The 25,282-nt window shown below is 69.8% G+C and carries 20 protein-coding genes; 11 read left to right on the top strand and 9 right to left on the bottom strand.

Annotation, left to right across the window (positions count from 1 at the left end; genetic code table 11):
* Window positions 1-62: 62 nt before the first annotated feature.
* Window positions 63-1,418: an ABC transporter permease gene (locus tag ACXJJ3_RS40705; protein WP_458167388.1), complete on the bottom strand. Its 1,356-nt coding sequence runs from the start codon at window positions 1,416-1,418 to the stop codon at window positions 63-65.
* Window positions 1,418-2,350, bottom strand: a complete 933-nt coding sequence (locus ACXJJ3_RS40700) for an ABC transporter ATP-binding protein (RefSeq protein ID WP_458167387.1) — start codon at window positions 2,348-2,350, stop codon at window positions 1,418-1,420. Before ACXJJ3_RS40700 ends, ACXJJ3_RS40705 begins: the two co-directional genes overlap by 1 nt.
* A 171-nt stretch (window positions 2,351-2,521) precedes the next feature.
* On the opposite strand from ACXJJ3_RS40700, the gene ACXJJ3_RS40695 reads away from it, so the two are divergent.
* Window positions 2,522-3,133: a TetR family transcriptional regulator gene (locus tag ACXJJ3_RS40695; protein ID WP_458167386.1), complete on the top strand. Its 612-nt coding sequence runs from the start codon at window positions 2,522-2,524 to the stop codon at window positions 3,131-3,133.
* Window positions 3,130-4,476 (top strand): phenylacetate--CoA ligase family protein, encoded by a 1,347-nt coding sequence (locus ACXJJ3_RS40690; RefSeq protein ID WP_458167385.1) that lies wholly within the window; start codon window positions 3,130-3,132, stop codon window positions 4,474-4,476. Before ACXJJ3_RS40695 ends, ACXJJ3_RS40690 begins: the two co-directional genes overlap by 4 nt.
* Window positions 4,477-4,540: 64 nt before the next feature.
* Here the strand turns inward: ACXJJ3_RS40690 and ACXJJ3_RS40685 are convergent, their stop codons facing one another.
* The 3 genes from ACXJJ3_RS40685 to ACXJJ3_RS40675 all read right to left on the bottom strand — a co-directional run bounded on the left by ACXJJ3_RS40685 (window position 4,541) and on the right by ACXJJ3_RS40675 (window position 8,664).
* Window positions 4,541-6,325: an ABC transporter ATP-binding protein gene (locus ACXJJ3_RS40685; protein ID WP_458167384.1), complete on the bottom strand. Its 1,785-nt coding sequence runs from the start codon at window positions 6,323-6,325 to the stop codon at window positions 4,541-4,543.
* A 4-nt stretch (window positions 6,326-6,329) separates the two neighbouring features.
* Window positions 6,330-8,081 (bottom strand): ABC transporter ATP-binding protein, encoded by a 1,752-nt coding sequence (locus ACXJJ3_RS40680; RefSeq protein ID WP_458167382.1) that lies wholly within the window; start codon window positions 8,079-8,081, stop codon window positions 6,330-6,332.
* A gap of 130 nt (window positions 8,082-8,211) precedes the next feature.
* Entirely contained in the window at window positions 8,212-8,664 is a 453-nt protein-coding gene (locus tag ACXJJ3_RS40675; protein ID WP_458167381.1) for a nuclear transport factor 2 family protein, read from the bottom strand.
* 52 nt (window positions 8,665-8,716) lie between these two features.
* Here ACXJJ3_RS40675 and ACXJJ3_RS40670 point away from each other — a divergent pair, with 52 nt between their 5' ends.
* Window positions 8,717-9,223, top strand: coding sequence for a winged helix-turn-helix transcriptional regulator (locus ACXJJ3_RS40670; protein WP_458167380.1), 507 nt, complete (start codon window positions 8,717-8,719; stop codon window positions 9,221-9,223).
* Here the strand turns inward: ACXJJ3_RS40670 and ACXJJ3_RS40665 are convergent.
* The 3 genes from ACXJJ3_RS40665 to ACXJJ3_RS40655 are packed head-to-tail and all read right to left on the bottom strand — an operon-like array spanning window position 9,200 to window position 11,213.
* Window positions 9,200-9,604: a hypothetical protein gene (locus tag ACXJJ3_RS40665; RefSeq protein WP_458167379.1), complete on the bottom strand. Its 405-nt coding sequence runs from the start codon at window positions 9,602-9,604 to the stop codon at window positions 9,200-9,202. The two genes, ACXJJ3_RS40670 and ACXJJ3_RS40665, sit on opposite strands and share 24 nt — an antisense overlap.
* Window positions 9,605-9,631: 27 nt before the next feature.
* Window positions 9,632-9,991 carry a VOC family protein gene (locus tag ACXJJ3_RS40660; RefSeq protein WP_458167378.1) on the bottom strand — a complete coding sequence of 120 codons (360 nt, stop codon included), beginning with the start codon at window positions 9,989-9,991 and terminating at the stop codon, window positions 9,632-9,634.
* Between the two features lie 31 nt (window positions 9,992-10,022).
* The gene (locus ACXJJ3_RS40655; protein ID WP_458167377.1) at window positions 10,023-11,213 is read right to left on the bottom strand and encodes an ROK family transcriptional regulator; all 1,191 of its coding nucleotides are present in this window, start codon (window positions 11,211-11,213) and stop codon (window positions 10,023-10,025) included.
* Between the two features lie 129 nt (window positions 11,214-11,342).
* Between ACXJJ3_RS40655 and ACXJJ3_RS40650 the strand changes: the two genes are divergently transcribed.
* The 6 genes from ACXJJ3_RS40650 to ACXJJ3_RS40625 are packed head-to-tail and all read left to right on the top strand — an operon-like array spanning window position 11,343 to window position 17,987.
* A complete protein-coding gene (locus tag ACXJJ3_RS40650; protein WP_458167376.1) occupies window positions 11,343-12,278 on the top strand; it encodes an ROK family protein in 936 nt (311 codons plus the stop codon).
* A 32-nt stretch (window positions 12,279-12,310) separates the two neighbouring features.
* Entirely contained in the window at window positions 12,311-14,032 is a 1,722-nt protein-coding gene (locus ACXJJ3_RS40645) for an ABC transporter substrate-binding protein (RefSeq protein WP_458167375.1), read from the top strand.
* 42 nt (window positions 14,033-14,074) lie between these two features.
* A complete protein-coding gene (locus tag ACXJJ3_RS40640) occupies window positions 14,075-15,073 on the top strand; it encodes an ABC transporter permease (RefSeq protein WP_458167374.1) in 999 nt (332 codons plus the stop codon).
* A 4-nt stretch (window positions 15,074-15,077) separates the two neighbouring features.
* Window positions 15,078-16,010 carry an ABC transporter permease gene (locus ACXJJ3_RS40635; RefSeq protein WP_458167372.1) on the top strand — a complete coding sequence of 311 codons (933 nt, stop codon included), beginning with the start codon at window positions 15,078-15,080 and terminating at the stop codon, window positions 16,008-16,010.
* On the top strand, window positions 15,991-16,962 hold the full coding sequence (locus ACXJJ3_RS40630; RefSeq protein WP_458167371.1) for an ABC transporter ATP-binding protein: 972 nt from the start codon (window positions 15,991-15,993) through the stop codon (window positions 16,960-16,962). Before ACXJJ3_RS40635 ends, ACXJJ3_RS40630 begins: the two co-directional genes overlap by 20 nt.
* Window positions 16,959-17,987 carry an ABC transporter ATP-binding protein gene (locus ACXJJ3_RS40625; RefSeq protein ID WP_458167370.1) on the top strand — a complete coding sequence of 343 codons (1,029 nt, stop codon included), beginning with the start codon at window positions 16,959-16,961 and terminating at the stop codon, window positions 17,985-17,987. The genes ACXJJ3_RS40630 and ACXJJ3_RS40625 overlap by 4 nt, the downstream gene beginning before the upstream one ends.
* A 128-nt stretch (window positions 17,988-18,115) precedes the next feature.
* Here ACXJJ3_RS40625 and ACXJJ3_RS40620 read toward each other — a convergent pair whose 3' ends face one another.
* Window positions 18,116-21,727 carry a GH116 family glycosyl hydrolase gene (locus ACXJJ3_RS40620; RefSeq protein WP_458167368.1) on the bottom strand — a complete coding sequence of 1,204 codons (3,612 nt, stop codon included), beginning with the start codon at window positions 21,725-21,727 and terminating at the stop codon, window positions 18,116-18,118.
* A 146-nt stretch (window positions 21,728-21,873) separates the two neighbouring features.
* On the opposite strand from ACXJJ3_RS40620, the gene ACXJJ3_RS40615 reads away from it, so the two are divergent.
* Both ACXJJ3_RS40615 and ACXJJ3_RS40610 read left to right on the top strand, forming a co-directional pair.
* Window positions 21,874-23,256 carry an MFS transporter gene (locus ACXJJ3_RS40615; protein WP_458167367.1) on the top strand — a complete coding sequence of 461 codons (1,383 nt, stop codon included), beginning with the start codon at window positions 21,874-21,876 and terminating at the stop codon, window positions 23,254-23,256.
* Between the two features lie 29 nt (window positions 23,257-23,285).
* Window positions 23,286-25,253: a heparinase II/III domain-containing protein gene (locus ACXJJ3_RS40610; protein WP_458167366.1), complete on the top strand. Its 1,968-nt coding sequence runs from the start codon at window positions 23,286-23,288 to the stop codon at window positions 25,251-25,253.
* Window positions 25,254-25,282 lie beyond the last annotated feature (29 nt).

Raw genomic sequence — 25,282 nt, 5'->3', positions numbered from 1 at the left:
GCCCTTTTCGTCACGCCTGCGGCGGCGTGTTACCTGCATGGGGTAATCCCTTCGGGTTGGCACTACTTGACGGGTAGCAGTTCGAGATTGCCGTCGAACTGCCACAGGGGGTTCGGTTCGTCTCCGGACGGGGTGCGGACCAGGAAGAAGCCATTCACTTCTTTCGGTCCGTCCCCGTCGGCCACGTACCGACCGAGTGGGTTGATGTCGAGCTGGTAGATCGCCGAGCCGGCCACGTCGACCCCCGGGATGTGCCAGCTGACCACGCACCGCCAGTCGTTGCCGGGCCCGCGGGCGGCGACCTGGTCGCCGCCCTTCGTGCACTCGGCAGCGGTCTGCAGCTGAGCCTCGGTGACATCGGCCCGGTTCAGCTGCTTGGTCTGCAGGCGGTACAGGTGGGCGAACTCGACCGCGACCGCGCGCTGCACCTTGTCCTGGTCGATGCCCGAACCGAAGCCGGTCACCGGAGCGACGGCGGCGGTGCTGACACCGAGCAGGACGACGAGCGGCAGCAGCCCGGCCGTCAACGCGAGGCGGCCGGAGCCGTCGTGCGTCGGGTTCGTGAAGTCGCGGCGGACGAACAGGAAGTACGCCAGGCCGGTCGCGACCACCGCCCAGGCGAGGCTGACGATCACGCCGATCAGCAGCGGCCCGCGCTGGGCCGGTTCGGTGAAGAGCCCGTTCCAGCTGATGAACGCGTACCCGGGCAGTGCGAGCCGGAGTGCGACCGGGATCGGGAGCTGCTGCACGATCTGCATCGCGAGGGCGACGACCGCCGGCAGCAGCAGGCCCATCGGCGAACGGCCCATCGCGACCGAGCCGAGCAGACCGATCGCGGCCAGCGCCAGCGTCGGCGCCAGCGCGCACAGCCAGGCGAGCAGCACGGTACCGGCCGCATCGCCCGGCGAGAGCAGGTGGCCGTCCAGGCCGATCAGCTGACGGTTGCCGACCACAAGCAGTCCGCTGATGGTGCTCGAGGCAACCAAACCGATGACGAGGACGACGATCACGGTCAGGCTGGACAGCGCCTTCGAGACGAAGATCCGGCGCGGCGAGCGAACCGCGACCAGCAGATGCCGCCAGGTGCCGAGCCGGTCCTCGGACGCGAACACGTCACCCGCGACCAGCGACGTCAGCAGCGGCAGCGCCCAGGATCCCGAGAAGCCCAGCAACACAAGGGGGCCGGCCCAACCGGTCGCGTGCATCATCCGGCCGAACAGCGTGTCGACCGGGAGCGACGCCTGCTGGCTGACCACGGTCACGAACGCCGCGGGCGCGAGCCAGCACGCGACGATCAGTACCCGGACCCGCCACTGCGACAGCAGCTTGACCAGCTCGAAGCGGTACCCGCGGGTGATCGGCACCCGCCGTACCGCAGCGCGGCCGGGGGCTTCGGGGGCAGCCACGGTGGCTGTCATCAGTTGGTCTCCTGCTGCTCGGTGAGGGCGAGGAAGGCGGCTTCGAGCGGCGACACCACCGGGGCGAGTTCGCGGACCGCGACGTCCTGCTGGACGAGTTCCTTCACGAACTCGTCCAGCGCCGGCACCGGCGCGGTGATGATCAGCAGCTCCGCGTCGTCCTGGGCGTCGTCGAGCTCCTGCAGCCGGACACCCGGCGTCGTGCGGGCCACCCGGCGGGCGGTCACCGGGTTCGAGGTCAGCACCCGGTAGTCGAGTTCGCTGTCCTCGGACGCCAGCTTGCTGATCGGCCCGGTGAACGCGACCCGGCCGGTCGCCAGGATCGTCACCTCCGAGCAGAGCGCCTCGACGTCGTCCATCCGGTGGCTCGACAGGATCACCGCGGTACCGTCCGCGGCCAGCTTCTTCAGGACGCCGTACACGTGCTTCTTGCCGGCCGGGTCGAGACCGTTCGACGGCTCGTCGAGGATCAGCAGCCGCGGCTTGGTGAGCAGCGCGGCGGCGAGACCGAGGCGTTGGCGCATCCCCAGCGAGAAGCCGCGGACCCGGTCGTCGGCCACGTCGGTCAGGCCGACCTGGTCCAGTACGTCGTCGATCTGCAGCGTCTCGTCCCCGCGCAGGGCGGCGAGCGCGGACAGGTTCTGCCGGGCGGTCATCGACGGGTACAGCCCGGGGCCGTCGACGAACCCGGCGACGCCGTCCGGGACGGCGAGCGCGCGGCCGACCGGCGTACCGAGAATCTCCAGGGTGCCCTTGTCGGCAACGGAGAGGCCGAGCAGCAGGCCGAGCAAAGTGGTCTTGCCGGCTCCGTTGGGTCCCACCAGGCCGTGCAGCTGGCCGGGTGCGACGTCGAGGTCGACGCCATCGAGCGCCACGACCTCACCGAAGTACTTGGTGATGCCGCGGGCACGGACAGCGGGCGGTGTGTCCATGGTGAATACATTAGAAAGGGATGTACGGCCGCGTGAAGACCGAAGGTTAACTATTGGCGAACGAGCAGCAACTGATTGCAGCCAACCTCTCAGTGAGTTCTCAGTTCCGTCACACTTCCCAGGCTTAAACTTCCAGTTGATGGAAAAATCTAGAAGCTGTATCTTCGTGCCGTGACCGAGACCCGGCGGGAACGGAAGAAGCGCGAGACCCGCGAGCGGATCTCCGCGACGGCCCTGCGGCTGTTCCTCGAGCAGGGGTACGACGAGACCACTGTCGCCGGAATCGCGGCGGCCGCGGACGTCGACACCAAGACCTTCTTCAACTACTTCCCCACCAAGGCCGACGTGCTCCTCGACGAGCGCGACCTGGACGCCGACGTCCTGCTCGACGCGATCGCGAGCGCCCGGCCGGACGAGAGCCCGGGCCAGGTCCTGCAACGAGCGGTCCGGGAGTACGCCGTCCATCGCCGGCCGCAGGTGCCACGCCGGGAGGCGGCGCAGGTGTCCGCGGTGTCCCGGCTGGTACTGACCACGCCCGACCTGCAGGCGAAGGGCGCCCGGCTCCAGCTGAAGCTGCAGGAGCAGGTCGCGAACCAACTGCTGGCGGCCTTCCCCGACCTGGACCCGATCACCGCGGCCGCGATGACCGGGGCGGTGCTCGGGGCAATCCAGCAGGCCAGCATCGCGTGCGCCCAGCTCGGCCGGACGCAGGACGAGCTGTGGCAGGCGGCCGAGCACGCGCTCACGGTCGCGACCACCGGCATCCTCGGGGAGTTCCGATGACGCGGGAGCTGAGTCGCGATGCGCGGCGTACCGCCAAGGAAGGGCCGTCGGGGATCGCCCGGCGGCAACGGGACCGGCTGGCGGAGCTGGTGGCCTTCGCGCGGGAGAACTCGCCGTACTACCGCGAGCTGTACGACGGACTGCCGGACCGGGTGGAGGATCCGGCGCTGTTGCCGGTGACGGACAAGCCGCGGCTGATGGCGCGGTTCGACGACTGGGTGACGGATCGGCGGGTGACCCGGGAGAAGGTCGAGGCGTTCGTGTCCGACCCGGCGCTGGTCGGCCACCGGTTCCTCGACGAGTACCTGGTCGCCACCTCGTCCGGGACCAGCGGGCTGCGCGGGCTGTACGTGATGGACGAGCACTACACCGGCATGGACATGGTGCTCGCGTCCCGCGCCAGCGGTGCGCTCTCGGCAGGCGACGCCATCCGCCTACTCGCCCGCGGCGGCCGTACGGCGGTGGTCGCCGCACCGAACGGCCACTTCTTCACGGTCGCGGGGACGCGGCGCTTCCAGCTCGACCACCCGCGGCTGGGCCGGCGGATGCGTATCTTCTCGATCGACCGGCCGATCCCCGAGCTGGTCGCGGAGCTCAGCCGGTTCGACCCCGGGATGGTGAGCGGCTTCCTAGGCACGCTCCTCCTGCTGGCCGGCGAACAGGAGGCCGGGCGGTTGGCGATCCGTCCGGCCGTCATCGTCCCCGGCGGCGAGACCTTGAGCGCCGAGGTCCGCGATCGGCTCGCCCGGGTCTTCAAGGCGAAGGTCCGGGCCGCGTACGCCGCGACCGAGTGCAGCTATCTCGCCGGCGGTTGCGAGGAGGGCTGGTACCACGTCAACAGCGACTGGGCGATCCTCGAACCGGTCGACGCGGAGTACCGGCCGACGCCGCCCGGCGAGTGGTCGCACACCGTACTGCTCAGCAACCTCGCCAACCGGGTGCAGCCCTTCCTGCGGTACGACCTCGGCGACAGCGTGATGCTCCGGCCGAGCCCGTGTCCGTGCGGGCGGATCTTCCCGGCCGTCCGTGTACAGGGGCGCGCGGTGGACCTGCTCTCGCTGCCCGGCGCGGACGGGGAGACCGTGGCGCTCTCACCCATGCTGTTCGGCACCTTGCTGGACAAGGTGCCCGGCCTTCAGCAGTACCAGTTGATCCAGAGCGCGCCCGACACGCTGCGCGTCCGGCTGCGGGGTGACGACGGTGTGTGGGATGAGGTCCGGCGCGAGCTCACGCAGTTGCTCGTCGAGCACAAGATCGTGGGGGTGACCATCGAACACGCCGACGAGCCGCCGCAGCAGGAACCCGGCGGCAAGTTCCGCCGGGTCGTCCCGCTCAAGCGCTAGCGGCCGGTGGTGGCGTGGTGGTCCTCGCCGAGTTGCCTGAGCTTCAGGGCTCGGCCTTGTGCAACTAACGGTACGCGCGGGCCTGCAGCTCAAAGAGTTCGGCGTACCGGCCGCCGGCGGCGAGCAGGTCCTCGTGGGTACCGAACTCCTCGACCCGGCCGCGGTGCATCACCACGATCAGGTCGGCCATCCGGACCGTCGAGAACCGGTGCGACACCAGCACGGTGATCCCGCCGGTCTCGGCCGCGGCGATCTTCGCGGCCTCGGCGTACTGCTCGTAGAGCCGGTGCTCGGCCTCCGGGTCGAGGGCTGCGGTCGGCTCGTCGAGCAGCAGGAGCAGCGGGCGTTCGCGCATGAACGCCCGGGCCAGCGCGAGCCGCTGCCACTGCCCGCCGGACAGCTCGACGCCGTCGGTGAACTTCTTGCCCAGCTGGGAATCCAGCCCGCGCGGCAACCCGGCGACCACCGACTCCGCGTCCCCGCGCCCGACCGCCGCCAGCACCGCGGCCTCGTCGTCGGCCCGGTCCAGGTCGCCGATCCCGACCACCTCGCGAGCGGTGAACTCGAACTTCACGAAGTCCTGGAACCCCGCCGACAGCTGCGACCGCCACGCGTCCGGCTGGATCGTGGCCAGGTCCTCGCCGTCGACCAGGATCCGCCCGGTCGTCGGGTCGTACATCCGCGCCAGCAGCTTCACCAACGTCGTCTTGCCGGCACCGTTCTCCCCCACCAACGCAACGGCAGCTCCGGCCGGCACAGTCAGGTCGATCCCGCTCAGCACCGCGGAATCCGAGCCAGGGTAGGAGAATCCGACGTCCCGCAGCTCAATCCCCGACGTGATCCGCTCCGGGGCCGGCGTCCGGCTCGACCGCCACGCGTTCTGCTTCGCGTACTCCCGCAGCCAGTCGTACCGGCTGAAGCTCCTGACCACCTCGCCGACCCAGTACACGTTCTGCGCGATACCGCCGGTCATCTGGTCCACCTGCGGCGCGAGCAGCAGCACGAGGACGACGTCACCGGCCGAGGCGTGCCCGTTCCGCGCCCGGGCGACGACCCAGACGATCGCGGCGGCGTACGCCAGGCCGAACACCAGCCGGACCGCGCCGTCCACCTTCCCGCCCCACCGGGCCGCCGCGACCCGGCGGTCGAACCGCTCGGTCTGCAACGCGAAGATCCTGTCCAGCAACACCTTCCCGAGGCCGAACACCCGCACCTCGAGACCCGTCCGCGGGTCCTTCGCGACCTCGATCAGCCGGTCGACGAGCCGCTCCTGCGGCATCGAGTCCTCCCACGCCTTCTGCTGCCGCGTGCTGCTCAGGTACGCCGACCAGATCCGCACGCCGCCGAGCAACGGCAGCACGAGCAGCACCGGGTGCACCGAGCCGAGCAGCGTCAGCACGGTCACCGTGTTCGTCACGGTCGCGAACGCCCACAGCAGTACTTCGGCGCCGACGCCCATCCGCCACGCCTTCTCCCGGACCAACTCCAGCCGATCCGCGACATCCGGCCGCTCGTGCTGCGACAGCCCTGGAATTCCGGTCGTCACGTCCAGCAGATCGGCGTGCACCCGGCCGGCCATCCGTTCCTGCGCGGTGTCCTGCAGGGGTGTCCCGAGACCGTCGGCGAGGAACGAGACCGCGAGCCCGCCGACGATGATCGCGACGCCGAGCGTGATCGTGCTCGACTGCTCCGACGCGATCCCCTGCACCAGCCGGCTCACGCCGTACGTCTGCGCCGGCGCGGTGACCGCCCGGGCCGCGACCAGCACGGTCGAGATCGTCATCAGCCAGGGCGCCGCCCGGAACGACGTGGTGACCCACAGCCAGAGGATCCGCAGCGACTTAGGCATCGACTTAGGCATCGACGGCCTCCGGCCCGGTCACGTACCGCTCGGCCTGCAGCCGGAACATCCCGGCGTACTCACCGTCCATCTTCAGCAGTTCCTCGTGGGTGCCGTCCTCGACGATCCGGCCGTCGGAGAGCACGCAGATCCGGTCCGCGTTCCGCACCACCGAGAACCGGTGCGAGATGATCAGCGACGCCACCCCCGACGTGAGCTCCAGGTACCGCTCGACGAGCTCCGACTCGGCCCGTACGTCGAGCGCCGCCGCCGGCTCGTCCAGCACCAGGACGCCCGCGCCCGCATGCACCGCGAACAACGCCCGCGCCAGCGCGACCCGCTGCCACTCGCCGCCGGACAGGTCGACGCCGCCCTCGAACGTCTTGTCCAGGATCGTGTCCCACCCCTTCGGCAGCCGGCGTACGACGTTGTCGATGCCGGACTCGCGGGCGACCCGGGCCAGCGTCAGCTCGTCCCCCGCCCGCTCGACCGCGCCGAACACCACGTTGTCCGTCACGCTCAACGGGAACCGCACGAAGTCCTGCACGATCGCCGCGACCCGTCGCTGCCACTGCCCCAGGTCGAGCTCCGCGAGGTCGACGCCGTCGACCAGGATCCGCCCGCCGGTCGGCTTGTACGCGCCGCCGAGCAGCTTCACCAGCGTGGACTTCCCGGCGCCGTTGATCCCCACCAGCGCGAGCGCCTCGCGGGCGTTGATCGTCAGGTCGAGGTCCCGCAGTACCGCCTTCTCCGAGCCGGGGTAGTGGAAGCTGACCTTCTCGAAGCGGATCTCCCGGGCCGGCATCGTCTCGACCCGGTGCTTCGTGGTGACCACCGGCTCCGGGTGCCGGGTCGCGATCGTGCCCGGCAGGTCGCGCATCGCGCGGAACGCCGACAGCCCGCGCCGGACCTGCACGACGCCGAATCCGTTGCTGGACTGGCCGATCGCGAGGATCGCCGGCAGCGTGGTGGCGACCTGCGTCAGCGGCAGCGAGCCGTTGTACGCCGCGCGGCCGACGGCGAGGATGGCGATCCCGTTCGCCAGCAGGTGGACGCCGCCGATCAGCAGCGACCACTTCGCGTTGGTCCGCCGCCGCGCCCAGACCGGGCGGTACCCGGCCGTCCACTCGCGGACGTACCGGTCGACGAGCCAGTTGTGCAGGCCGAAGACCCGCAGCTCCTTCGGCGCGTCCCGCATGCCGAGGTTGAAGACGTAGTGCCCGCGCCGCTGCTCCTCGGTGTTGCCCCACCAGACGTCGATCTCGCGCTCGATCAGGCGGCCGCCGTACCACTCCAGCAGGAACGTGACCGCGACCAGCATGGCCGCGACCCACCACTCGAACATCGACCCGACGATGATCGCCGAGCCGACCAGCGTCACCCGGCTCGCGAGCAGCCAGGGCAGGTTGCCGAGGCCCTGGGCGAGGTGGAACCCGCCCTTGCCCTTCGCCCGCTCCTGCACGTCCAGCACCTCGGCGTCCTCGAGGTGCTCGATCCGGCGCGGCGCGAGCAGCGGCCCGGTGATGCCGGTACCGATCGCGCGGACCAGGCCGGCGTCCATCACCATCGACGCGACCTGCTGCACGGCCGGCTTCAGGCTGTCGACCACGAAGACCACCAGCAGCCCGCCGAGCAGCCAGCTGAACTCGCCGATCGGCATCGCCCCCGGGCCGCGGTCGACCACACCGGGAACCGCCCCGACGACGCGACCGGTCAGCAACGTGACCACCATCCCCAGCAGGGAGCCGAAGACGGCCAGACCCATCGTCAGAAGGGTGCTTCCAGGTGCAACCCGAACGCCGTACCGCAACAGAGTCAGCACCCGACTGACCGTAATGCGCAGCACCGACAAAAAGCACCCGAGTTTCCGGACCGGACCGCAAAACCACCCGGAATCAGCCCACGATCGGTGCCGCGTGCGCCTCCTCGTACCCGGCCGCCGCCAGCCGGTCCAGCGTCTTTTCGAGTACGGCGGTGTCCTCCAGCGTCCGCACCTCGGTGATCTTCCCCCACCGGATCCGCAGGAACTGGTGCACGACGTTCTCGTACGCCGACCCGTCCACCACGCCGACGTGCACCGTGACCGCGGTAGCGACCCGGGTGTTCCACGGCCAGCCGCCGACGATCACGTCCCGTACCTCGAACCGGGTGTTCGGCAGCAGCCGGAAACACCGCTCCCACCAGCGCCGCAGCGCGTCGTGGGTCCGGCGCTCACCGCCGAGCGCGTGCTCGCCGTAGAACCGGTACGTGAACGACGGCGCCATCCCGGCCACCATCGCCTCCCAGTTCCCGGCGCTGATCTGCGCGAAGGCATTCCGCACCTGCCGCTCGACGATCCAGTGGTACATGTCCGACCCCTCTCCTAGTGAGTTCAATAACAGAACTTACTAGAGTAGGCGCATGCGGAACACCAGCTTCGCCTCGATGCACTGCTCGCTCGCCCAGTCCCTGGAGTTGATCGGCGACTGGTGGACCCCGTTGGTGCTGCGCGACCTCTACCTGGGGCTGGACCGCTTCGACCAGTTCGTCACCGATCTCGGCATCTCCCGCAACCTGCTCACCGACCGGCTCGGCACGCTCGTCGACGGCGGCCTGGTCGAGCGGACGCCGTACCAGCAGAACCCGGTCCGCTACAGCTACGGGCTGACCGAGGCCGGGCGGGAGCTCGTACCGATCCTGATGGCGCTCACCGCGTGGGGCGACCGCTGGGCGACTCCTCCGGCCGGTCAGCCGATCCGCTTCACGCACACGACCTGCGGCAAGGTCACCACGCCGACGGTGTGCTGCTCCGAGTGCGGCGAGGCGCTCGCGACCGAGGACGTCGTACCATCACCGGGCCCCGGCGGAAGGACCGCTCCCGGTACGGCGTTGATCGCGTCGGTATTAGGACTCGAGCCGAAGGCGTAGTAGCTCGGCGAGCGGCATCGACTCGCCGTCCCGCGCGCCCTGCCCGACCACGAGCGGCGGGTCGGACGGCTCCACCTGTACGCCGGCCACCCGCGACTTGAGGCTGGCCGGTACGCCGAGGATGTAGAAGTTCCCGTCGACATCCACAGCCAGCGACCGGTTCTTGCGCAGGTACCACCCGGTCAGCGTGGTGCGGTAGCTGGCGTTCGACCCGACGACCTGCGCACGCAGCGGCTCCGGCTCGACGCCACGGTCCTTCAGCGTCGCGATGAACCCGGCCAGCAACTCCCGTGCCTTCGCGGTCTCGGCAGCCTTCTTCCGCCCCAGCGCGGCCGCATGCTCGGCGGCCGCCTGCCGTCGTTCCTCCCGCCAGCTCGTCACCCCCTCACCCTACGGTTCAGTCGACACTCAGGCGACACAGAGGCAGAACGGGTGCCCGGCCGGGTCGAGGAAGACGCGGAACGAGGTGCCGGGCTGGTGGTCGGGCTTGGTCGCGCCGATCGCCAGTACTTCGGACTCGGCCTCGTCGAGGTCGCGCACCATCACGTCGAGGTGCAACTGCTGCGGCACGTCCTGGGTCGGCCAGGTCGGTGCCTTGTAGTTCTCGACCTGCTGGAAGCAGATGCAGTTGCTGCCGTCCTCAGGGCGGATCTCGGCCCACCCGTCGTCGGTCTTCACCGTCCAGCCCAGCAGCTCGCCGTAGAACTTGCCCAGCACCGCCGCGTCCGGGCAGTCCAGCACGAAACTCGGGTACATCGCGATAGTCATGAATCGCACCCTAGTGCGGGTTGCGGACGGTTTACGTCCGGATCTCCGCGGAATTTCCGACGAGCGTCTGCCAGGCCCGATCGAGCCCCGCCGCGACGCAGCCGGCCACCACGGTCTCGGAGCCAAGCACGCTCGCCTTCACCTCCGGCATCACCGGCGCGAGGTGCCGCAACTGCTTGCTCACGGCCTCGAGAAAGCCGGGCGCCTGACCGATCCCCCCGCCGAGCACCACCAGATCCGGGTCGACGACGGTGATCACGGTGCATACCGCCTTCGCCACCAGCAGCGCCTCCTCCGCAACGACCGCCCCGGCCAGCGCGTCCCCACGCGCCGCGGCCGCGAACACCTTCTCCGCCGTCGACGCTCCACGGACACCGGCCCGGCGCGCCGCCCGTACGACGGCCGCCGCCGAGGCCGACGCGTCGAACCCGCCGCGTTTGCGGGCGTCCCGCGGGTCGCTGCCCGAGCCCTCGGTGAACGGCAGGTACCCGATCTCGCCCGCGACACCGTGCGATCCGTGCCGAAGCTTGCCGTCCAGTACCAGGCCCATGCCGATGCCGGTACCGACGCTCACGAACGCGAAGCTGTCGACGTTCCGGCCGTGCCCGTGCACCCGCTCCGCGATCGCCGCCGCGTCCACGTCGTTCTCGATCATCAACGTCGGGCCGAACCGGTCGCGCAGTGCGGCCAGCGTCGCGGGCGAGTCCCAGCCGGACAGCCGCCCGGTCAAGGTCAGCGCGTCCAGCCGCGGGTCGTACACACCGGGGCTGCCGAGCACGGTCTGGGTGAGCTGCCCGACCTCGATCCCGGTCTCGTCGGCGAGCGCGGCCGCGAGGTCGACCAGTTCCTGGATCCGCGCCATCGCGTCGCTGGCCTTGGTCCGAACGCTCGACCGCGCCCGGACCGTCCCGGCCAGATCCGCGATCGCGCCGCGCAGGTACTCCCGCCCGACGTCCAGTCCGAGAACGAAGCCGGCCTCCGGCAGTACTTCGTACAGATTGGCCGCCGGCCCCGGTACGCCGGTGCGCTGCCCGGTCACGTGCACGAGACCCGCGCGTTCCAAGGAGCTCAGCGCCGCGGAGACGGTCGGCTTCGACAGGCCGGTGAGCCCGGCGAGCTCGGTCCGCGAGATCGGGGCCGATCGCCGGATGTGGTCGAGCAGTACCTGTTCGTTGATCTCCCGGATCAGCTGCGGACGTGCCCCGCCGGTCGTCACCGTCACGCTCGACCCCCTGATTCCCTAGTTCGCTAACAACTCGGTCAACAAGTTCGACTGATCCCTTGTGATCCCGGTGATAGTTAAGTTAGTTTCCAATCGATTCTATTGGTCGGGGCGAGGAGGTGCCACCCCGTGGTTTCGACACCGGTCGTCCTCGGTCTGGACTTCGGCGGGACGAAGATCGCGGTCGCGGTCGGGGACCTGTCGGGCCGCCGCCTGGGCGCCACGACCGTCGACAGCCAGGTCGAGTCCGGGGGCGCCGCCGAGGCGATGGCCCGCGGCCTGACCGCGGCCCGCGAACTGCTCGCCGAGGTCGCGCCGGATCACGAACTCGCCGGCGTCGGCGCCGCCACGCTGGGCATCCCGTACGACGACCACGTCGAACTGGCCCCGACCTTCCCGGGCTGGGGCGAGCTGCCCTTCGGGCGGCTGATCCGCGACGGGTTCCCCGGCGTACCGGTCAAACTCGCGACCGACGTGAAGGCGGCGGCCGAGGCCGAGCTGCGCTGGGGTGCGCTGGCCGGCTCCGACCCCGGGCTGTACCTCAATCTCGGCACCGGTCTGGCGATCGCGATCGTTGCCGGAGGCACCGTGATCACCGGGGCGCACGGCGCCTCCGGCGAGATCGGGTACGACGTCCGCTCCCCCGCCGACGTGTACGTCGACGCCGGGCAGCGGACGATCCTCGAGCACGTCGTCAGCGGTCAGGCGCTCGAGACCACCGGGTCCGCCCGGCTCGGCCGCCCGGTCACGGCCGCCGACGTCTTCACGATGGCGCGTACCCGTGCGGATGCCGCCGTCCTCACCGACGAGTTCGTCCGGGAGCTGGCGATGCATCTCGCCAACCTGGCCATCGCGATCGATCCGGACCGGATCGTCGTCGGCGGCGGCCTGGTGCGTTCCTGGGACCAGCTCGAACCCGGCCTGCGTCGCGCCCTCGACGCGGCCGTCCCGTTTCCGCCGGAGCTGTCGGTGGCCCGGTTTCCGTCCGAGGCACCGCTGATCGGAGCGCTCGCCCTCGGCGTCGAGGCAGCGGGGGTCGTCCTCGGTGCGGAAGCATTCGCATGATCAGGAAGTCCAGTAGCGAAAGGCAGAAGACGATGAGGGGCAGCATCACACGCATCGCCGTCGCCGCGCTCGCGGTCGGCGCACTGGCCGCGGGCTGCGGCGGTGGCGACAAGCCGATCGGCAGCGCGGCGTCGTCCAGCCCGTCGTCCTCGTCGAGCAGTGGCGGGGGCGGCGGCACCGGGCAGTACAAACAGGGCGGTTCGGTCACGATCGCGAACGTCGGCGGGCAGACCTGGCCGTGCCAGTTCAACCCGTTCAACCCGGCCGTCAACCAGGAGTCGCTCGGTTTCGTGTACGAGCCGCTCACCTTCGTCAACGTGCTGAAGGCCGGCGCGACCACGCCGATGCTGGCGACCGCGTTCACCTGGTCACCGAAGAAGGACTCGATCACCTTCACGATCCGCGACGGGGTCAAGTGGAGCGACGGCCAGCCATTCACCGCCGACGACGTCGTCTACACCTTCACCCGGATGAAGGAACAGCCTGCGCTGGACCTGTACGCGCTGTGGACCGGCGCCGGTCTGACCAGCGTCACCGCCGCCGGCAACAAGGTCACGCTGAAGTTCAAGGCCGCGGCCGAGCCGTACTTCTTCAACTTCGCGAACCAGGTCGGCATCGTGCCCAAGCACATCTGGTCGACCGGCGAGGCAGCCTCCAAGCCGGCCACCTGGACCGACCCGAAGCCGATCGGCACCGGCCCGTTCACGGTCGAGGCCTGCAGCAGTAACAACATCTCCTACGTCGCCAACGGCAGCTACTGGCAGCCGGGCAAGCCGTACCTGCAGAAGGTGCAGTACCCGGCGTACCTCGACAACAACCCGGCCAACCTCGACCTGGCCAGCGGCAAGGCCCAGTGGGGCGGCCAGTACATCCCGAACATCGACAACTTCTACAAGTCGAAGTCGCCGCAGAACAACTACTGGTTCCCGCCGACCGCGAACGTCGCGATCGTCCCGAACAACGACCCCTCGCACCCGGTGACCAGCAAGCTGGCGGTCCGGCAGGCGATCGCCTACGCGCTCGACCGCGAGCAGATCTCGAAGATCGGTGAGAGCGGCTACCAGCCCGCCGCGAACCAGACCGGCGTCGTCTCGCCGACCTTCGACAAGTACTTCGACAAGGACGCGCTGGCCGCGGCCGGGTACGACAAGCCGAACCTGGACAAGGCCAAGCAGTTGCTGCAGAGCGCCGGCTACTCCGACTCGAACAAGCTGAAGCTGAACATCATCACGGTCACCGGCTACACCGACTGGGACGCGTCGCTGGCCGTCATCAAGCAGCAGCTCGCGAAGGTCGGCATCGAGCTGAGCGTTCAGGATCTCCAGCAGCAGTCGTACAACCAAAAGCTCTACACCGGCGACTACGACCTCGCCTACTCCAGCCAGACCGGCGGACCCACGCCGTACTACGAGCTGCGGCAGCTGCTGTACTCGAAGAACTCCGCGCCGATCGGCAAGTCGGCGAGCACCAACTACTCGCGGTACAACAACCCCGCGGTCGACCAGCTGATCGACCAGTACGCCGCCGCCGACCCGGACACGCAGGTCAAGCTGATCAAGCAGATCTCGTCGTACATGATCAAGGACGTCCCGGTGATCCCGACGACCGAGTCGGTCGACTGGTACCAGTACAACACCAAGGACCTGGACGGCTGGCCGACGCAGGAGAACCCGTACGCGCAGCCGGCGCCATACAACATGCCGGACGTCGGCCAGGTGCTGACGAACCTGTACTCGAAGTCCGCTCAGAAGTAGGGAAGGAACTGTGAGGAGAGCGAGCACGAGGAGCTGGTCGCGATGCGCTACCTGATACGTCGTCTCGGGTTCTTCGTGCTCACTCTCTGGGCGGCGATGACGCTGAACTTCTTCATCCCGCGGATGATGCCGGGCAGTCCGGAGGAGGCGCTGCGGCAGCGGCTGAGCAAGGGCGGATCGGTGGTCACCGCCGAGCAGCTACGGACCGTCCTCGCCGAGTTCGGCTTCGACCCCGGCAAGAACCTGATGCTGCAGTACGTCGGCTACCTGAAGTCGATGGTCTCCGGGCACTGGGGCGTGTCGATCGGCAGCAGTCTCGGCGTACCGGTGACGACGCTGATCGGCGACGCGCTGCCGTGGACGCTCGGGCTGGTCGGCATCGCGACCATCCTGGCGTTCGTCCTGGGCACGCTGATCGGGACCGTGGCCGGCTGGCGGCGCGGCGGGCTGATCGACGGCATCGTGCCGCCGGTGTTCATCGTCACCTCGGCGCTGCCGTACTTCTGGGTGGCGTTGCTGCTGATCTCGCTGTTCGCGATCGGCGACCACCCGGTGCTGCCGAACGACTTCAACTACGACCAGGGCCTCACGCCCGCGTTCACCGGTGAGTTCGTCTGGAGCGTGATCAAGCACGGCATCCTGCCGGCCACCACGATCCTGATCACCGCGGTCGGCGGCTGGATCCTGACGATGCGGAACAACATGGTCACCACGCTCGCCGAGGACTACGTCCGGATGGCGCGCGCCAAGGGCATCCCGGGCCGCAAGATCATGTTCGGGTACGCCGGCCGGAACGCGTTCCTGCCGAACCTGTCCGGGTTCGCGATGTCGCTCGGGTTCGTGATCTCCGGGACGATCCTGGTCGAGTACGTGTTCAACTACCCCGGGCTGGGTTACATGTTCTACAACGCCACGGTGAGCACCGACTACCCGTTGCTGCAGGCACTGTTCCTGCTGGTGACGCTCGCGGTGCTGATCTGTGTCCTGCTCTGCGACTTCGCGGTGTTCCTGCTCGACCCGCGCGCCCGGACGAAGGGATGAACCGATGAGTGCAGTTGTTGCTGGTGCATCCGCTCCGGTCACGGGCGCGACCAGACGCCCCCGCGGTGGGCTGTTCAAGGCGATCCTGCGCAACCGCAAGGCCGTCATCGGTGCCGCGTTGCTGTTGTTGTTCATCCTGCTCGCGCTGTTCCCAGGACTGTTCGTCCCGGGCGCGCACCACGATCCGCAGGCGATCGGCGACGCGCCGCTGCAGCACCCGTCCGGAGCCCACTGGCTCGGTACGACGGGACTCGGGCAGGACGTGTACGCCCAGCTCATCTACAGCACCCGTGAGTCCCTGCTGATCGCCGTGGTCGCCGGGCTGGGTGCCACCGTGCTGTCGGTCATCATCGGCGTGTCAGCGGCGTATCTGGGCGGGTTCGCCGACGACGGTCTGTCGATGCTGACCGACATCTTCCTCGTGCTCCCGACGTTCCCGCTGATCATCGTGCTGGCGACGTACGCCGGCAAGGGCAACCTGACCGTGATCATCATCGTGCTGATCCTCACCGGCTGGTCGTACGGCGCCCGGCAGATGCGGGCGCAGGCGATGTCGTTGCGGAACCGGGACTTCCTCGAGTCCGCGCGGGTCCGCGGCGAGCGCCGGTCGTACATCATCGTGGTCGAGGTGCTGCCGACGATGATCTCGCTGATCGTCGCGAACTTCCTCGGCGCCGCGCTGTACTCCGTACTGACCGCGGCCGGCCTGCAGTTCCTCGGGCTCGGCGACCCCAACTCGCTCAGCTGGGGCACGATGCTCTACTGGGCGCAGAACCAGGGCGCCCTGGTGAACGGACTGCCCGCCTGGGCGCTCTCGCCGGGTCTGGCGGTGGCGCTGCTCGGCGTCTCGTTCGCCCTGCTCAACTACGCGTTCGACGAGATCAGCAACCCCGCGCTGCGGCCGGTTCGGAGGCGACGTGCCAAATCAGCTTCTTGAGGTCCGCGACCTCACCGTCGAGTACGACACCGGGTCCCGGCCCGTGGTCGCGGTCGACCATGTGGACCTCGACGTGCACGCCGGTGAGTTCGTCGGCGTGGTCGGCGAGTCCGGCTGCGGCAAGTCGACGCTGCTGTTCGCGATCGCACACCTGCTGTCGTCGCCGGCCGCGATCACCGGCGGCAGCGTGAAGTTCAACGGGCAGAACCTGGTCACGCTGAACGAGAAGAAGCTGGCCGCGATGCGCTGGCGGGACTTCTCGGTCGTGATGCAGAGCGCGATGAACGCGCTGAACCCGGTGAAGAGCATCGGCGCGCAGTTCCAGGACACGATCATGGCGCACGACGAGGTGGTCGCCGACGACCGTCCGGCCGAGGTCCTGCGGCTGGTCGGCATCGACCCGATCCACCTCAAGAGCTACCCGCACCAGCTCAGCGGCGGAATGCGGCAGCGGGCGATGATCGCGATGGCGCTGCTGTTCACGCCGGACCTGATCATCATGGACGAGCCGACGTCCGCGCTGGACGTGGTCGCGCAGCGGTCGCTGATGGTGCAGATCAAGGAACTGCAGAAGAAGCTCGGGTTCGCGGTCATCTTCGTCACCCACGACATGTCGCTGGTCAGCCACTTCTCGGACAAGCTGGTGGTGATGTACGCCGGTCAGGTGGTCGAGTTCGGCGACACCCGCGCGGTGTTCGACCATCCCGAACATCCCTACAGCGCGGGGCTGCTGGACGCGTTCCCGTCGATCCGCGGGCCGAAGGTGCCGTTGACCGGGATCCCGGGCGCGCCGCCGAACCTGGCATCACCGCCGCCGGGCTGCCGGTTCCAGCCGCGCTGCCCGAAGGCGTTCGAGGACTGCCCGAAGATCGCGCCCGAGCTGTACCAGGTCGGCGCCGTACAGGCTCGCTGCCTGCTGCACGCACCTGATCTCGTCCGGGAGGCCAAGTGACCACGGTGGATGCCGAGAAGGCCGGCGGGACCGAGTCCGCCGCCGCACCGTTGCTCGAGGCAAAGGGACTGACCCGGCACTTCCGGGTCGGGCGCGGGTTCTCGCCGCAACTGCTGCATGCGGTCGACGACGTCAGCTTCTCGATCGGGCGGCAGGAGATCGTCGCGCTGGCCGGTGAGAGCGGCAGCGGGAAGAGCACGATCGCGCGGCTGCTCGCGGGCGTGTACAAGCCGACGGCCGGCGAGATCTTCTACCAGGGCCGGGCGATGTCGACGCTCCGCTCCCGCAAGGACCAGTTGTCCTACCGGGGCGACGTACCGATGGTGTTCCAGGATCCGTTCAGCTCGCTGAACCCGGCGTTCCGGGTGTCGCACGGCGTACTGCGGTCGCTGAAGCTGCACCGGCCGGAACTGGACCGGCAGCAGCGGTACGCCGAGGCGGAGCGGGTGGTCGAGGCGGTCGGGCTGACGCCGGCGGCGGACATCATGAACCGGTTCCCGTACGAGCTGAGTGGTGGCCAGCGGCAACGGATCGGGTTCGCGCAGGCGCTCGCCCACAAGCCGAAGCTGATCCTCGCCGACGAGCCGGTGTCGATGCTCGACGTCTCGATCCGGATCGGCCTGCTGAACCTGATGGCCGAACTGCGCGAGTCGCAGGGCGTCTCGTTCCTGTACATCACCCACGACATCGCCAGCGCCCGGTACGTCGCCGACCGGCTGATGATCATGTACGCCGGCCACGTGGTCGAGACCGGCCCGACCGAGTCCGTCCTGCAGAACCCGAAGCATCCGTACACGGACCTGCTGCTCGGCGCCGTCCCCGACCCGCGGGCGCCGCTCAGCACGGGCATCGAAGGCGATACCGGCGAACCGCCGAAGGTCATCGACCCCACCCCCGGCTGCCGCTTCCGCTGGCGCTGCCCGCTGGCCGTCGACAAGTGCCACTCGGTCACCCCCGAACTCCGCACCCTCGGCAAGAACCACCAAGCCGCCTGCCACGTCGCCGAACCCGACATCGGCAGCTGACCGGCCCCTGTCCCGCTGCCGGATCTCCCCTGTACCGGCGGCGGGGCGGGGTCCGCACTGCACCATGTCCACGCGGCCGGGCCGACGCCGTCCGCCGCCGGCTCCCCGTGTGCCGGCGGCGGTCGGGGTCAGCTGAGGACGACCTCCAGGCGGGCGGCCGAGGTGATCGTGACCGGCTTGGCCAGCGTGACGACCGCTCGGTTGCCGGTGGCAACCACTGTCGCCGGGAGCCGGGTGGAGCCGGTGCGGACCTCGACGCGGTGGGCCGGGGAGGCGGTCTCGAGGGACAGGGTGGTGAGGTTGAGGCGGCCGTAGCGGACATCGATCGTTGCGCTCAGCGACTTCGCCGTACGGCGTTGGGAGTAGAGGCCCCACCCTTCCGCCCCGGTGAAGGCGCCGCGGAAGTTCTCCGGGTGGATCCGCGGCGCGAACCCCAGGTGCCCGCGCGGGCCGTGGTACTCGTACCCGCAGGCGGCCAGGTAGACGCCGTACCCCATCATCGCCCGGGCGTAGTGGTCGCTGGCCTCGATCTCGTTGTACGGGTTGCGTTTGGTGGCGTCGTACCGGTCGTACATGGCCCGCGTGACGGCCAGGCCCTCGTCGGTCATCCCCTCCGCGAACAGGTGCGCCGCGAACTGGTACTCCTGGCCGGTCCACACCTCGTTGAAGTACATCAGCCCGCGCGTCTCGTCCGACCCGCCGTGCGGCCAGGTCGCCATCAGTACGCCGCTCTCGTCGCCGGTCGTGTACACGCGGCCGGCCCCGATCCCCGGCGGCCGGTACGTCCCCGGCGCTGCCCGGAAGTTCGACTCGTACAGCTTCGAGAGCGCCGTCTTCGCCTGGTCCGCCGGGAAGACCCGCGGCAGGCCGAGCTGGGACGCGTACGTCTGCCCGTACATCTGGTCGATGAACAACCCGCGGTTGCTGTTCTCCGCCGTCGGATGCGCGGGGTCGACCTTCTGCACGTAGTACCCGTACTCCGCGTTCCACAGCTTCCCCGACAGGTACGCCGACCCGCGATCGGCGATCGTGGTGTATCGCGTGGCGTTCGCCGGATCGCCGGCGTCGGTCGCCATCGCCGCGGCGGCCCGGAGCGCCGCGACGTACAGGCCGCTGATCCACGGGACCTCGCCGAACCACTCGGTGTCGAGCGTGTTCCACTGGCTGCCGCGGAAGATGCCGTCCTCGTCGGCGCCGTCCCGGTGCGTGACGAGGAACTCGACCGCGGTCCGGACCCGCGGCCAGACGCGCTGCAGGAAGGACAGATCCTTGCTCATCTGGTGTTCGCGGTAGATGCGCAGGATCGTCCCGGTCTGCCCGTCGGCGAACGAGCTCGACGCGTCGCCGGACTCGCCGCGGTTGCCGATCTCGCCGGTCGGGCGGAACGCGATGCCGAGGTCGACGCGTTCGCGGGTGTCGCGTTCGAGGTCGGGGAACAGCCGGCCGATCGCCTGCGCGTAGTTCCAGACGTGCTCGCAGGTGCCCGCGCAGCAGTACGTGCCCTCCCACGCGTAGAAGCGGCCGTCGTCCCACCGGTAGCAGGTGCTGGTCGCGATCGTGGACGCGGTCGCCAGCGTCCGCTCGAGGAACCAGTGCGGCAGCGACGAGTCCTCGTACCACGTCTGCACCCAGAGTTTGGTGTCGCGCTCGAGCCGCGGCAGGTTCTTCCCGACGTAGCTGACGACGTCGCGGGCCGAGCCGAACCTGGTCGCGTAGTGCCGTCGGAAGGTCGACGCGCCGACGAGCTCGGAGAACAGTTCGCGTTGCGGATTCGGGAAGAACCAGCCGTACGCGAACTGGACGGTCCGCGACGCGCCCGGCGGCAGCGTCACCGTGACCGCGACCGTTCCGGTCTGCGGGTCGGCCGAGTCCGCCGGACCGGCGGCCGAGTCGAACAACGCGTCGGTCGTCGAGTGGTCCGCGATCGAGGGCCGGACCACCGCGCCCGGGGTCAGCGCGGCGAGCGCGAAGGTGCCGCCGTCCGGGCGCTCGGCCACCGGCTCCCGGCGGATCGGGCGGTCGCTGAACAGGATCCGGTCCACGTTGACGTGGCCCCAGCCGCCGGTGTTGTTGTCGACAATCTGAATGGTGGCAGTCTTCCCGGCGTACTTGCCGACGTCCATCGAGACCGCCGTCAGCGGCTCGATGTCGGTCCCGGTCGCGGACGCCACCACCTTGCCGTCGACGACGACGTTGAAGCAGGTCTCGCCTTGGTGGCTGCCGCCGCCGACCCACGCGGTCACGAACCGCCGCTCGATCACGAAGTCGCGGCTGGTCAGCGAACCCGTGAAGTGGTCCGGATCCCCTGTCCCGCGGAAGTTGTACGACGTGACGAACCGCCCGCTGACGTTCAGCTCCGTCCGGACGCCGAAAGCGCGCCGGAACCCGTCGGGCGTCTCGGCCGCGGTCACCGGCCCCGCACCGAACGCGTCACCGGTCACCGTCCAGCCGTCGTACGTCGTCTTGTCCCAGGTCTCGAAGACGATGTCCGGGCGGTCCGTGAACACGATCGCGTCGCAGCTGAGGTGCCCCCAGGCACCTGTGTGATTGTCAACAATCTCAATGTGGGCAATCTGCCCGGCGAACGCGCCGACGTCGAGCATCTGCGCGACCAGCGGCTCGCTCTCGTCACCGGTCGCGGTCGCCACCACCTGACCGTCGACGACGACGTTGACGCACGTCTCCCCCAGATGCCGCCCGCCGCTGAGGCTGACCGCGACGTACCGGCGCTCGATCGTGAACTCGCGACTGGTCAGCTTTCCGACGGCAGCGTCGTACGTGCCGCCGCGGTAGTCGTACGACGTGACGAACCGGGTCCCCGACACGTTCAGGTCGCCGAACCGCTTCATCAGGTTCGGTACGTCGAGCGGCCGCACCGGTCCGGCGCCGAACGCGTTGCCGGTCACGGTCCAGCCGTCGAACGTGTCCTTCTCCCAGTCCTCGAACAGGATGTCGTCCTGCTCCGCGGCCAGATCGTCGACGGCGCCGAACTGCACGCCGCCCGGGAACGCCCGCGCCTGCAGCATGGTCGGCTGGCGCTGACGGCTGTCGATACACACCGGGTTCTCGGCGTATCCGAGCAGCGTCGCGCGGACCGCGGCCGAGGACGTGTTCCGCAGCGTGAACGACATGACCGTCGTCGGCAGCGTGGAGTCGAGCGTGGCCAGCGGCACGAACGGCGAGAACGCCTCGAGCTGCACGCTCACGGGGCTCGCGGCATCGGCGTACGCGACCCGGCCGATCGGGTACGACCCGGTGAACCGCACGTCCTTGAACCCGGCGGCGTCCACGGTCCGGGTCGTCGTCCGGCCGCGGGTCGTCGTCCGCAGCGCGAACCCCTGGCCGAAGTGCGAGGCGCCCGGGTCGTCGGCCGACAACGGGAACGCGTAGTGGTGCCCGGAGAAGTCCGCGCCGCCGAGCGGGAACGACGTCGGGTTGAACACGTCCCAGGCCCACAGCCGCCCGTCGCCGGACAGATACACCTGCCCGGTCGTCCCGCCGCCGACCGGCATCCCGATCCGCTGCAGCGCGGCCCCTGTGTACGACGTCGGCGTACCGCGGTCGAACAACACCTTGGGATCGGGCTTCGGCGGAGCGGCCAGCGCCTGCGCCGGTACGGCGAGCGCGCCGACCGCGGTCGCGCCGAGCGCGATGAACGTACGGCGGCTCAGCTGGGCGCGAGGGCAGTCGCCGGCACAGGACCGGTTCGCGCAACCGGCCGGGGCGTCAGAAACGGTCATTCGGGTTCTCCTTGACGGGCGGAGGCGGGAGAAATCGATTTCCGAGATGCGTTCGAACACCGTAGCCAGCGCATTCGCGGAGGTCAACGGCCCGTCGACCGGGATATTGTTCGACGTACATCAAACAATGTCGTAGGCTCGGGAGCATGCCCGAACCTCGCCGGTCGGTGGTCGCGCTCGCGTTGATCGCCTCGTTCATGGTGTTCGTCGACAGCACGATCGTGAACGTCACGCTCGCCCAGCTGGCCACCCATCTGCACGCGTCCCGCGCCGAACTGGAGTGGTCGCTGAACGCGTACACGCTGTCGTTCGCGGCCCTGATGCTCGGTGCCGGCGCGATCGCCGACACGCTCGGCGCGAAACGCGCATTCCTCACCGGCCTGCTGGTCTTCACGCTGTCGTCGGCGGTCTGCGCCGCGGCCGGCTCGATGCTGATGCTGAACCTCGCGCGGCTGCTGCAGGGCGCCGGATCGGCCCTGTTGCTGCCGAGCGCGCTCGTCCTCGCGACGGCGTCCGCGACCGACGAGCACACCCGGCACCGCCTGGTCAGCTGGTGGGCCGCGGCGGGCGGCGCCGGGATGGCGGCCGGACCGTTGCTCGGCGGCGGCCTGGTCGCGCTCGCGAACTGGCGGGCGGTGTTCGCCGTCAACGTGGTGATCGGCATCCCCGCGGCGATCTGGGCCTGGCGGGCGATGCCGGCGGTCGGCAAGCGATCCCGGCGGCTCGACCTCGGCGGGATGGGGACGGCGACCGCGTTCATCGGCGGGCTCGTTTTCACGCTGATCGAGGCGCCGGCGCGCGGCTGGCTCGATCCGGCGGTCGTCGTCGCGGCGGTGGTCGCGGTCGCCGGCCTGGTGAGTTTCGTCCTCGTCGAGCGGTCCGTCCGGGCGCCGTTGCTGCCGCCGAGGCTGTACGCCGACCGCGGGTTCGCGGCCGCGGCGATCCAGGGGCTGCTGCTCAATTTCGCCTTCTACGGCGTGCTTTTCTCGATGAGCCTGCTGTTCCAGCAAGGACGCGGTCTGACCGCGTTGGTCACCGGTCTGCTGTTCTTGCCGCTGACCGGGCTGATCTCGATCGCGAACATCGGCTCGGCGCCGTTGGCCCGGCGGCTCGGGCGTCCCGCGGTCCTCGCGATCGGGCAGGCCGTGATCACCGTCGCGCTGCTGGCGCTCGCCTGGGCGAGTACGGCGACGACGGTCTGGCCGATGGTGCTTGCGCTGGTGCCGATCGGGTTCAGCTCGGGGCTGCTCGTACCGACGATGACGGCGCAGTCGATCGCCGCGGTCGAGCCCGCCTTGCACGGTGCCGCCTCGGCCGCGTTCAACACGTCCCGGCAGATCGGCGGGGCGATCGGGGTCGCGACGTTCGGGCCGCTGCTCGGGACGGCGCATGATCTCGGCAGCGGGTTCGTGACGTGTGCGGTGGTCGCAGCCGGGGCGAGCCTCGCCGGGCTCGGCGTGACCGCGCTGGGCCGCCGCCCCCGGACCCTCGTACGCTGGGGGCCGGATGCAACGGATCGGGTGCCGTAACGCGTCTTGCTGATGGGAGAGGGGGGCGAGTGGCGCAGAGGCGGGTGGGGCGGACCGTTGCGCTGACGCTTGCCTGCGTGCTGGTCTGCGGGGTCGCGTTCGCGGGCGCGGTGTTCGTGCTGATGCCCGGCGCCCGCGACCGCAGTACGACGGCCTCGGCCGGGGGGTCGCCCACGCCGAGCGCGACGCCCAAGCCCTCGCAACCGACGCCAAGCCTCGCGGACTCGACGGACGAGCCGCTCCCCGGCGTGGACACGCCCGCCACTCCCCCGCCGTCGACCCCGGTCGCGAACACCGGCACGTACGAGTGCCCGGGGTACAGCGGGATCCAGGTGCCGCTGACGATGCTGATGACGGACACGTTCGCCTGGGGCGACGACCCGGCGTACAAGGTCGGGAACGGGAACGGCGACATCAACTGGCGCGCCGACCCGTACAAGAAGCCCAGCTGGTACATGTGGCTGCACTCGCTGCGCTGGCTCGGCAAGGGCATCGAGGCCGGCGGGCGCGGCGACCGCAAGGCGCTCACGCACGTCCTGGCGATCATCCACGACTGGGTCCAGGACAACCCGTACAGCTGGAAAGGCGACGTCGGCGCCTGGGAGGCGACGATGCACCGCACCAACGTGCTGCTGTGCACGCGCCAAGCGGTCCTCAGCGGTCTGCACGTCACCAAGCTGCCGACGCAGTACGCCTGGCTGGACAAGGCGCTCGTCGACCACGCGCAGTTCATGATCGTGAACTGGAGCGGCCAGTCGAACCACGGGACCGACGAGAGCATCGCGCTGTTCGGCGTCGGGTGCACGCTCAAGCGGCCGGAGCTCAAGCAGCTCGCGGTGCAGCGGCTGACCCAGGCGATCACGACCGCGATCGACCCGCAGGGCTCGACGAACGAGCAGTCCGTCGGGTACGCGATGTTCAACTACCTGCTCTGGGGCCGCGCGACGACCGCGCTGCAGCGCTGCGGCTCCGACCCGGGCAAGGTCATCGACCAGCGGCGCGCCGCGCTGTCCGAGTGGCTCGCGCTCGCGACCAAGTCCACCGGCGAACTCCAGCAGGTCGGCGACGCGGTGAAGCAGAAGCCGACCGGCGCGGCCGGTACGGCGCTCGACTACGTGGCCTCGCTCGGCAAGCAGGGCACGAAGCCGGCGAAGCGGGTCGCGGTGTACGACGCCGGGTACGTGTTCGGGCGCACCGGCTGGGGCGAGACGCGGCCGTTCGGGCGGGAGTCGACGTACAGCATCCGGTACGGCGCGGCGCGGACGCTGCACGGGCACGACGACCACATGTCGGTGACGTACTCGTCCCACGGCCGCGACGTCCTGATCGACCCGGGCCACTCCGGCTACCAGCTCGACAAGTGGCAGGCGTGGTCGAAGAGCCAGGCCGCGCACAACGTGATGACGATCCCGTCCGCGGACGTCGCGTCGGTCGACACCCAGCTTGTCCGCGCGTCGATCACGCCGACCTGGGAGTCGTACTCGCTGGCCGACTCTCCCGCGCCGGGCGTGACCCGCAAGCGCGACGTCCTGGTGCTGAAGGACCCCGACCTGATCATCACGCTGGACCGCGGCCAGGCGACCGACGAGCAGCGGTACGAGACGCTCTGGCACCTCGCCCCCGGCCAGAAGGTGTCTGTCCAGTCCCCCACCACCGCCGTCGCGACCGCCCCGGGCGCGAAGACGTACCTGCTCCAGATCCCGTACCAGCAACAACCCGCCAAGGACGGCATCTCCGTCGTGGAAGGCCGGCAGGACCCGGTGCAGGGCTGGTACTACCCAGACATCTTCCACCGCGAGGCGGCCCCGGTCGTCAAGTTCACCCGCACCGGCACGACGGCGACGATCCTCTCCGCGATCGTCCCCACCGCCCCGACCGAAGCTGTCACCTACACGACCCGCACCACGGCCGGCCTCTACTTCGTCGACCTCACCGTCGGCACCCGCAAAACCACCATCCGCATCTCGCCGGACGGCCGACTGACCCGCATCAGCTGACCCGTTTGGCTGCAGGCGCGCCGGTTACC

The organism is Kribbella sp. WER1 (assembly GCF_054189145.1).
Note: the sequence above shows the minus strand (reverse complement) of the source record. Positions and strands in the feature narration are given on the sequence as shown.

What these genes read in the sequence shown, in the direction of transcription:
- ACXJJ3_RS40675 (WP_458167381.1), bottom strand. Translation starts at nt 8,664, where the DNA reads ATGTACCACTGGATCGTCGAGCGGCAGGTGCGGAATGCCTTCGCGCAG.
- ACXJJ3_RS40670 (WP_458167380.1), top strand. Translation starts at nt 8,717, where the DNA reads ATGCGGAACACCAGCTTCGCCTCGATGCACTGCTCGCTCGCCCAGTCC.
- ACXJJ3_RS40645 (WP_458167375.1), top strand. Translation starts at nt 12,311, where the DNA reads ATGAGGGGCAGCATCACACGCATCGCCGTCGCCGCGCTCGCGGTCGGC.
- ACXJJ3_RS40640 (WP_458167374.1), top strand. Translation starts at nt 14,075, where the DNA reads ATGCGCTACCTGATACGTCGTCTCGGGTTCTTCGTGCTCACTCTCTGG.
- ACXJJ3_RS40700 (WP_458167387.1), bottom strand. Translation starts at nt 2,350, where the DNA reads ATGGACACACCGCCCGCTGTCCGTGCCCGCGGCATCACCAAGTACTTC.
- ACXJJ3_RS40635 (WP_458167372.1), top strand. Translation starts at nt 15,078, where the DNA reads ATGAGTGCAGTTGTTGCTGGTGCATCCGCTCCGGTCACGGGCGCGACC.
- ACXJJ3_RS40615 (WP_458167367.1), top strand. Translation starts at nt 21,874, where the DNA reads ATGCCCGAACCTCGCCGGTCGGTGGTCGCGCTCGCGTTGATCGCCTCG.
- ACXJJ3_RS40680 (WP_458167382.1), bottom strand. Translation starts at nt 8,081, where the DNA reads ATGGGTCTGGCCGTCTTCGGCTCCCTGCTGGGGATGGTGGTCACGTTG.
- ACXJJ3_RS40705 (WP_458167388.1), bottom strand. Translation starts at nt 1,418, where the DNA reads ATGACAGCCACCGTGGCTGCCCCCGAAGCCCCCGGCCGCGCTGCGGTA.
- ACXJJ3_RS40690 (WP_458167385.1), top strand. Translation starts at nt 3,130, where the DNA reads ATGACGCGGGAGCTGAGTCGCGATGCGCGGCGTACCGCCAAGGAAGGG.
- ACXJJ3_RS40620 (WP_458167368.1), bottom strand. Translation starts at nt 21,727, where the DNA reads ATGACCGTTTCTGACGCCCCGGCCGGTTGCGCGAACCGGTCCTGTGCC.
- ACXJJ3_RS40685 (WP_458167384.1), bottom strand. Translation starts at nt 6,325, where the DNA reads ATGCCTAAGTCGCTGCGGATCCTCTGGCTGTGGGTCACCACGTCGTTC.
- ACXJJ3_RS40660 (WP_458167378.1), bottom strand. Translation starts at nt 9,991, where the DNA reads ATGACTATCGCGATGTACCCGAGTTTCGTGCTGGACTGCCCGGACGCG.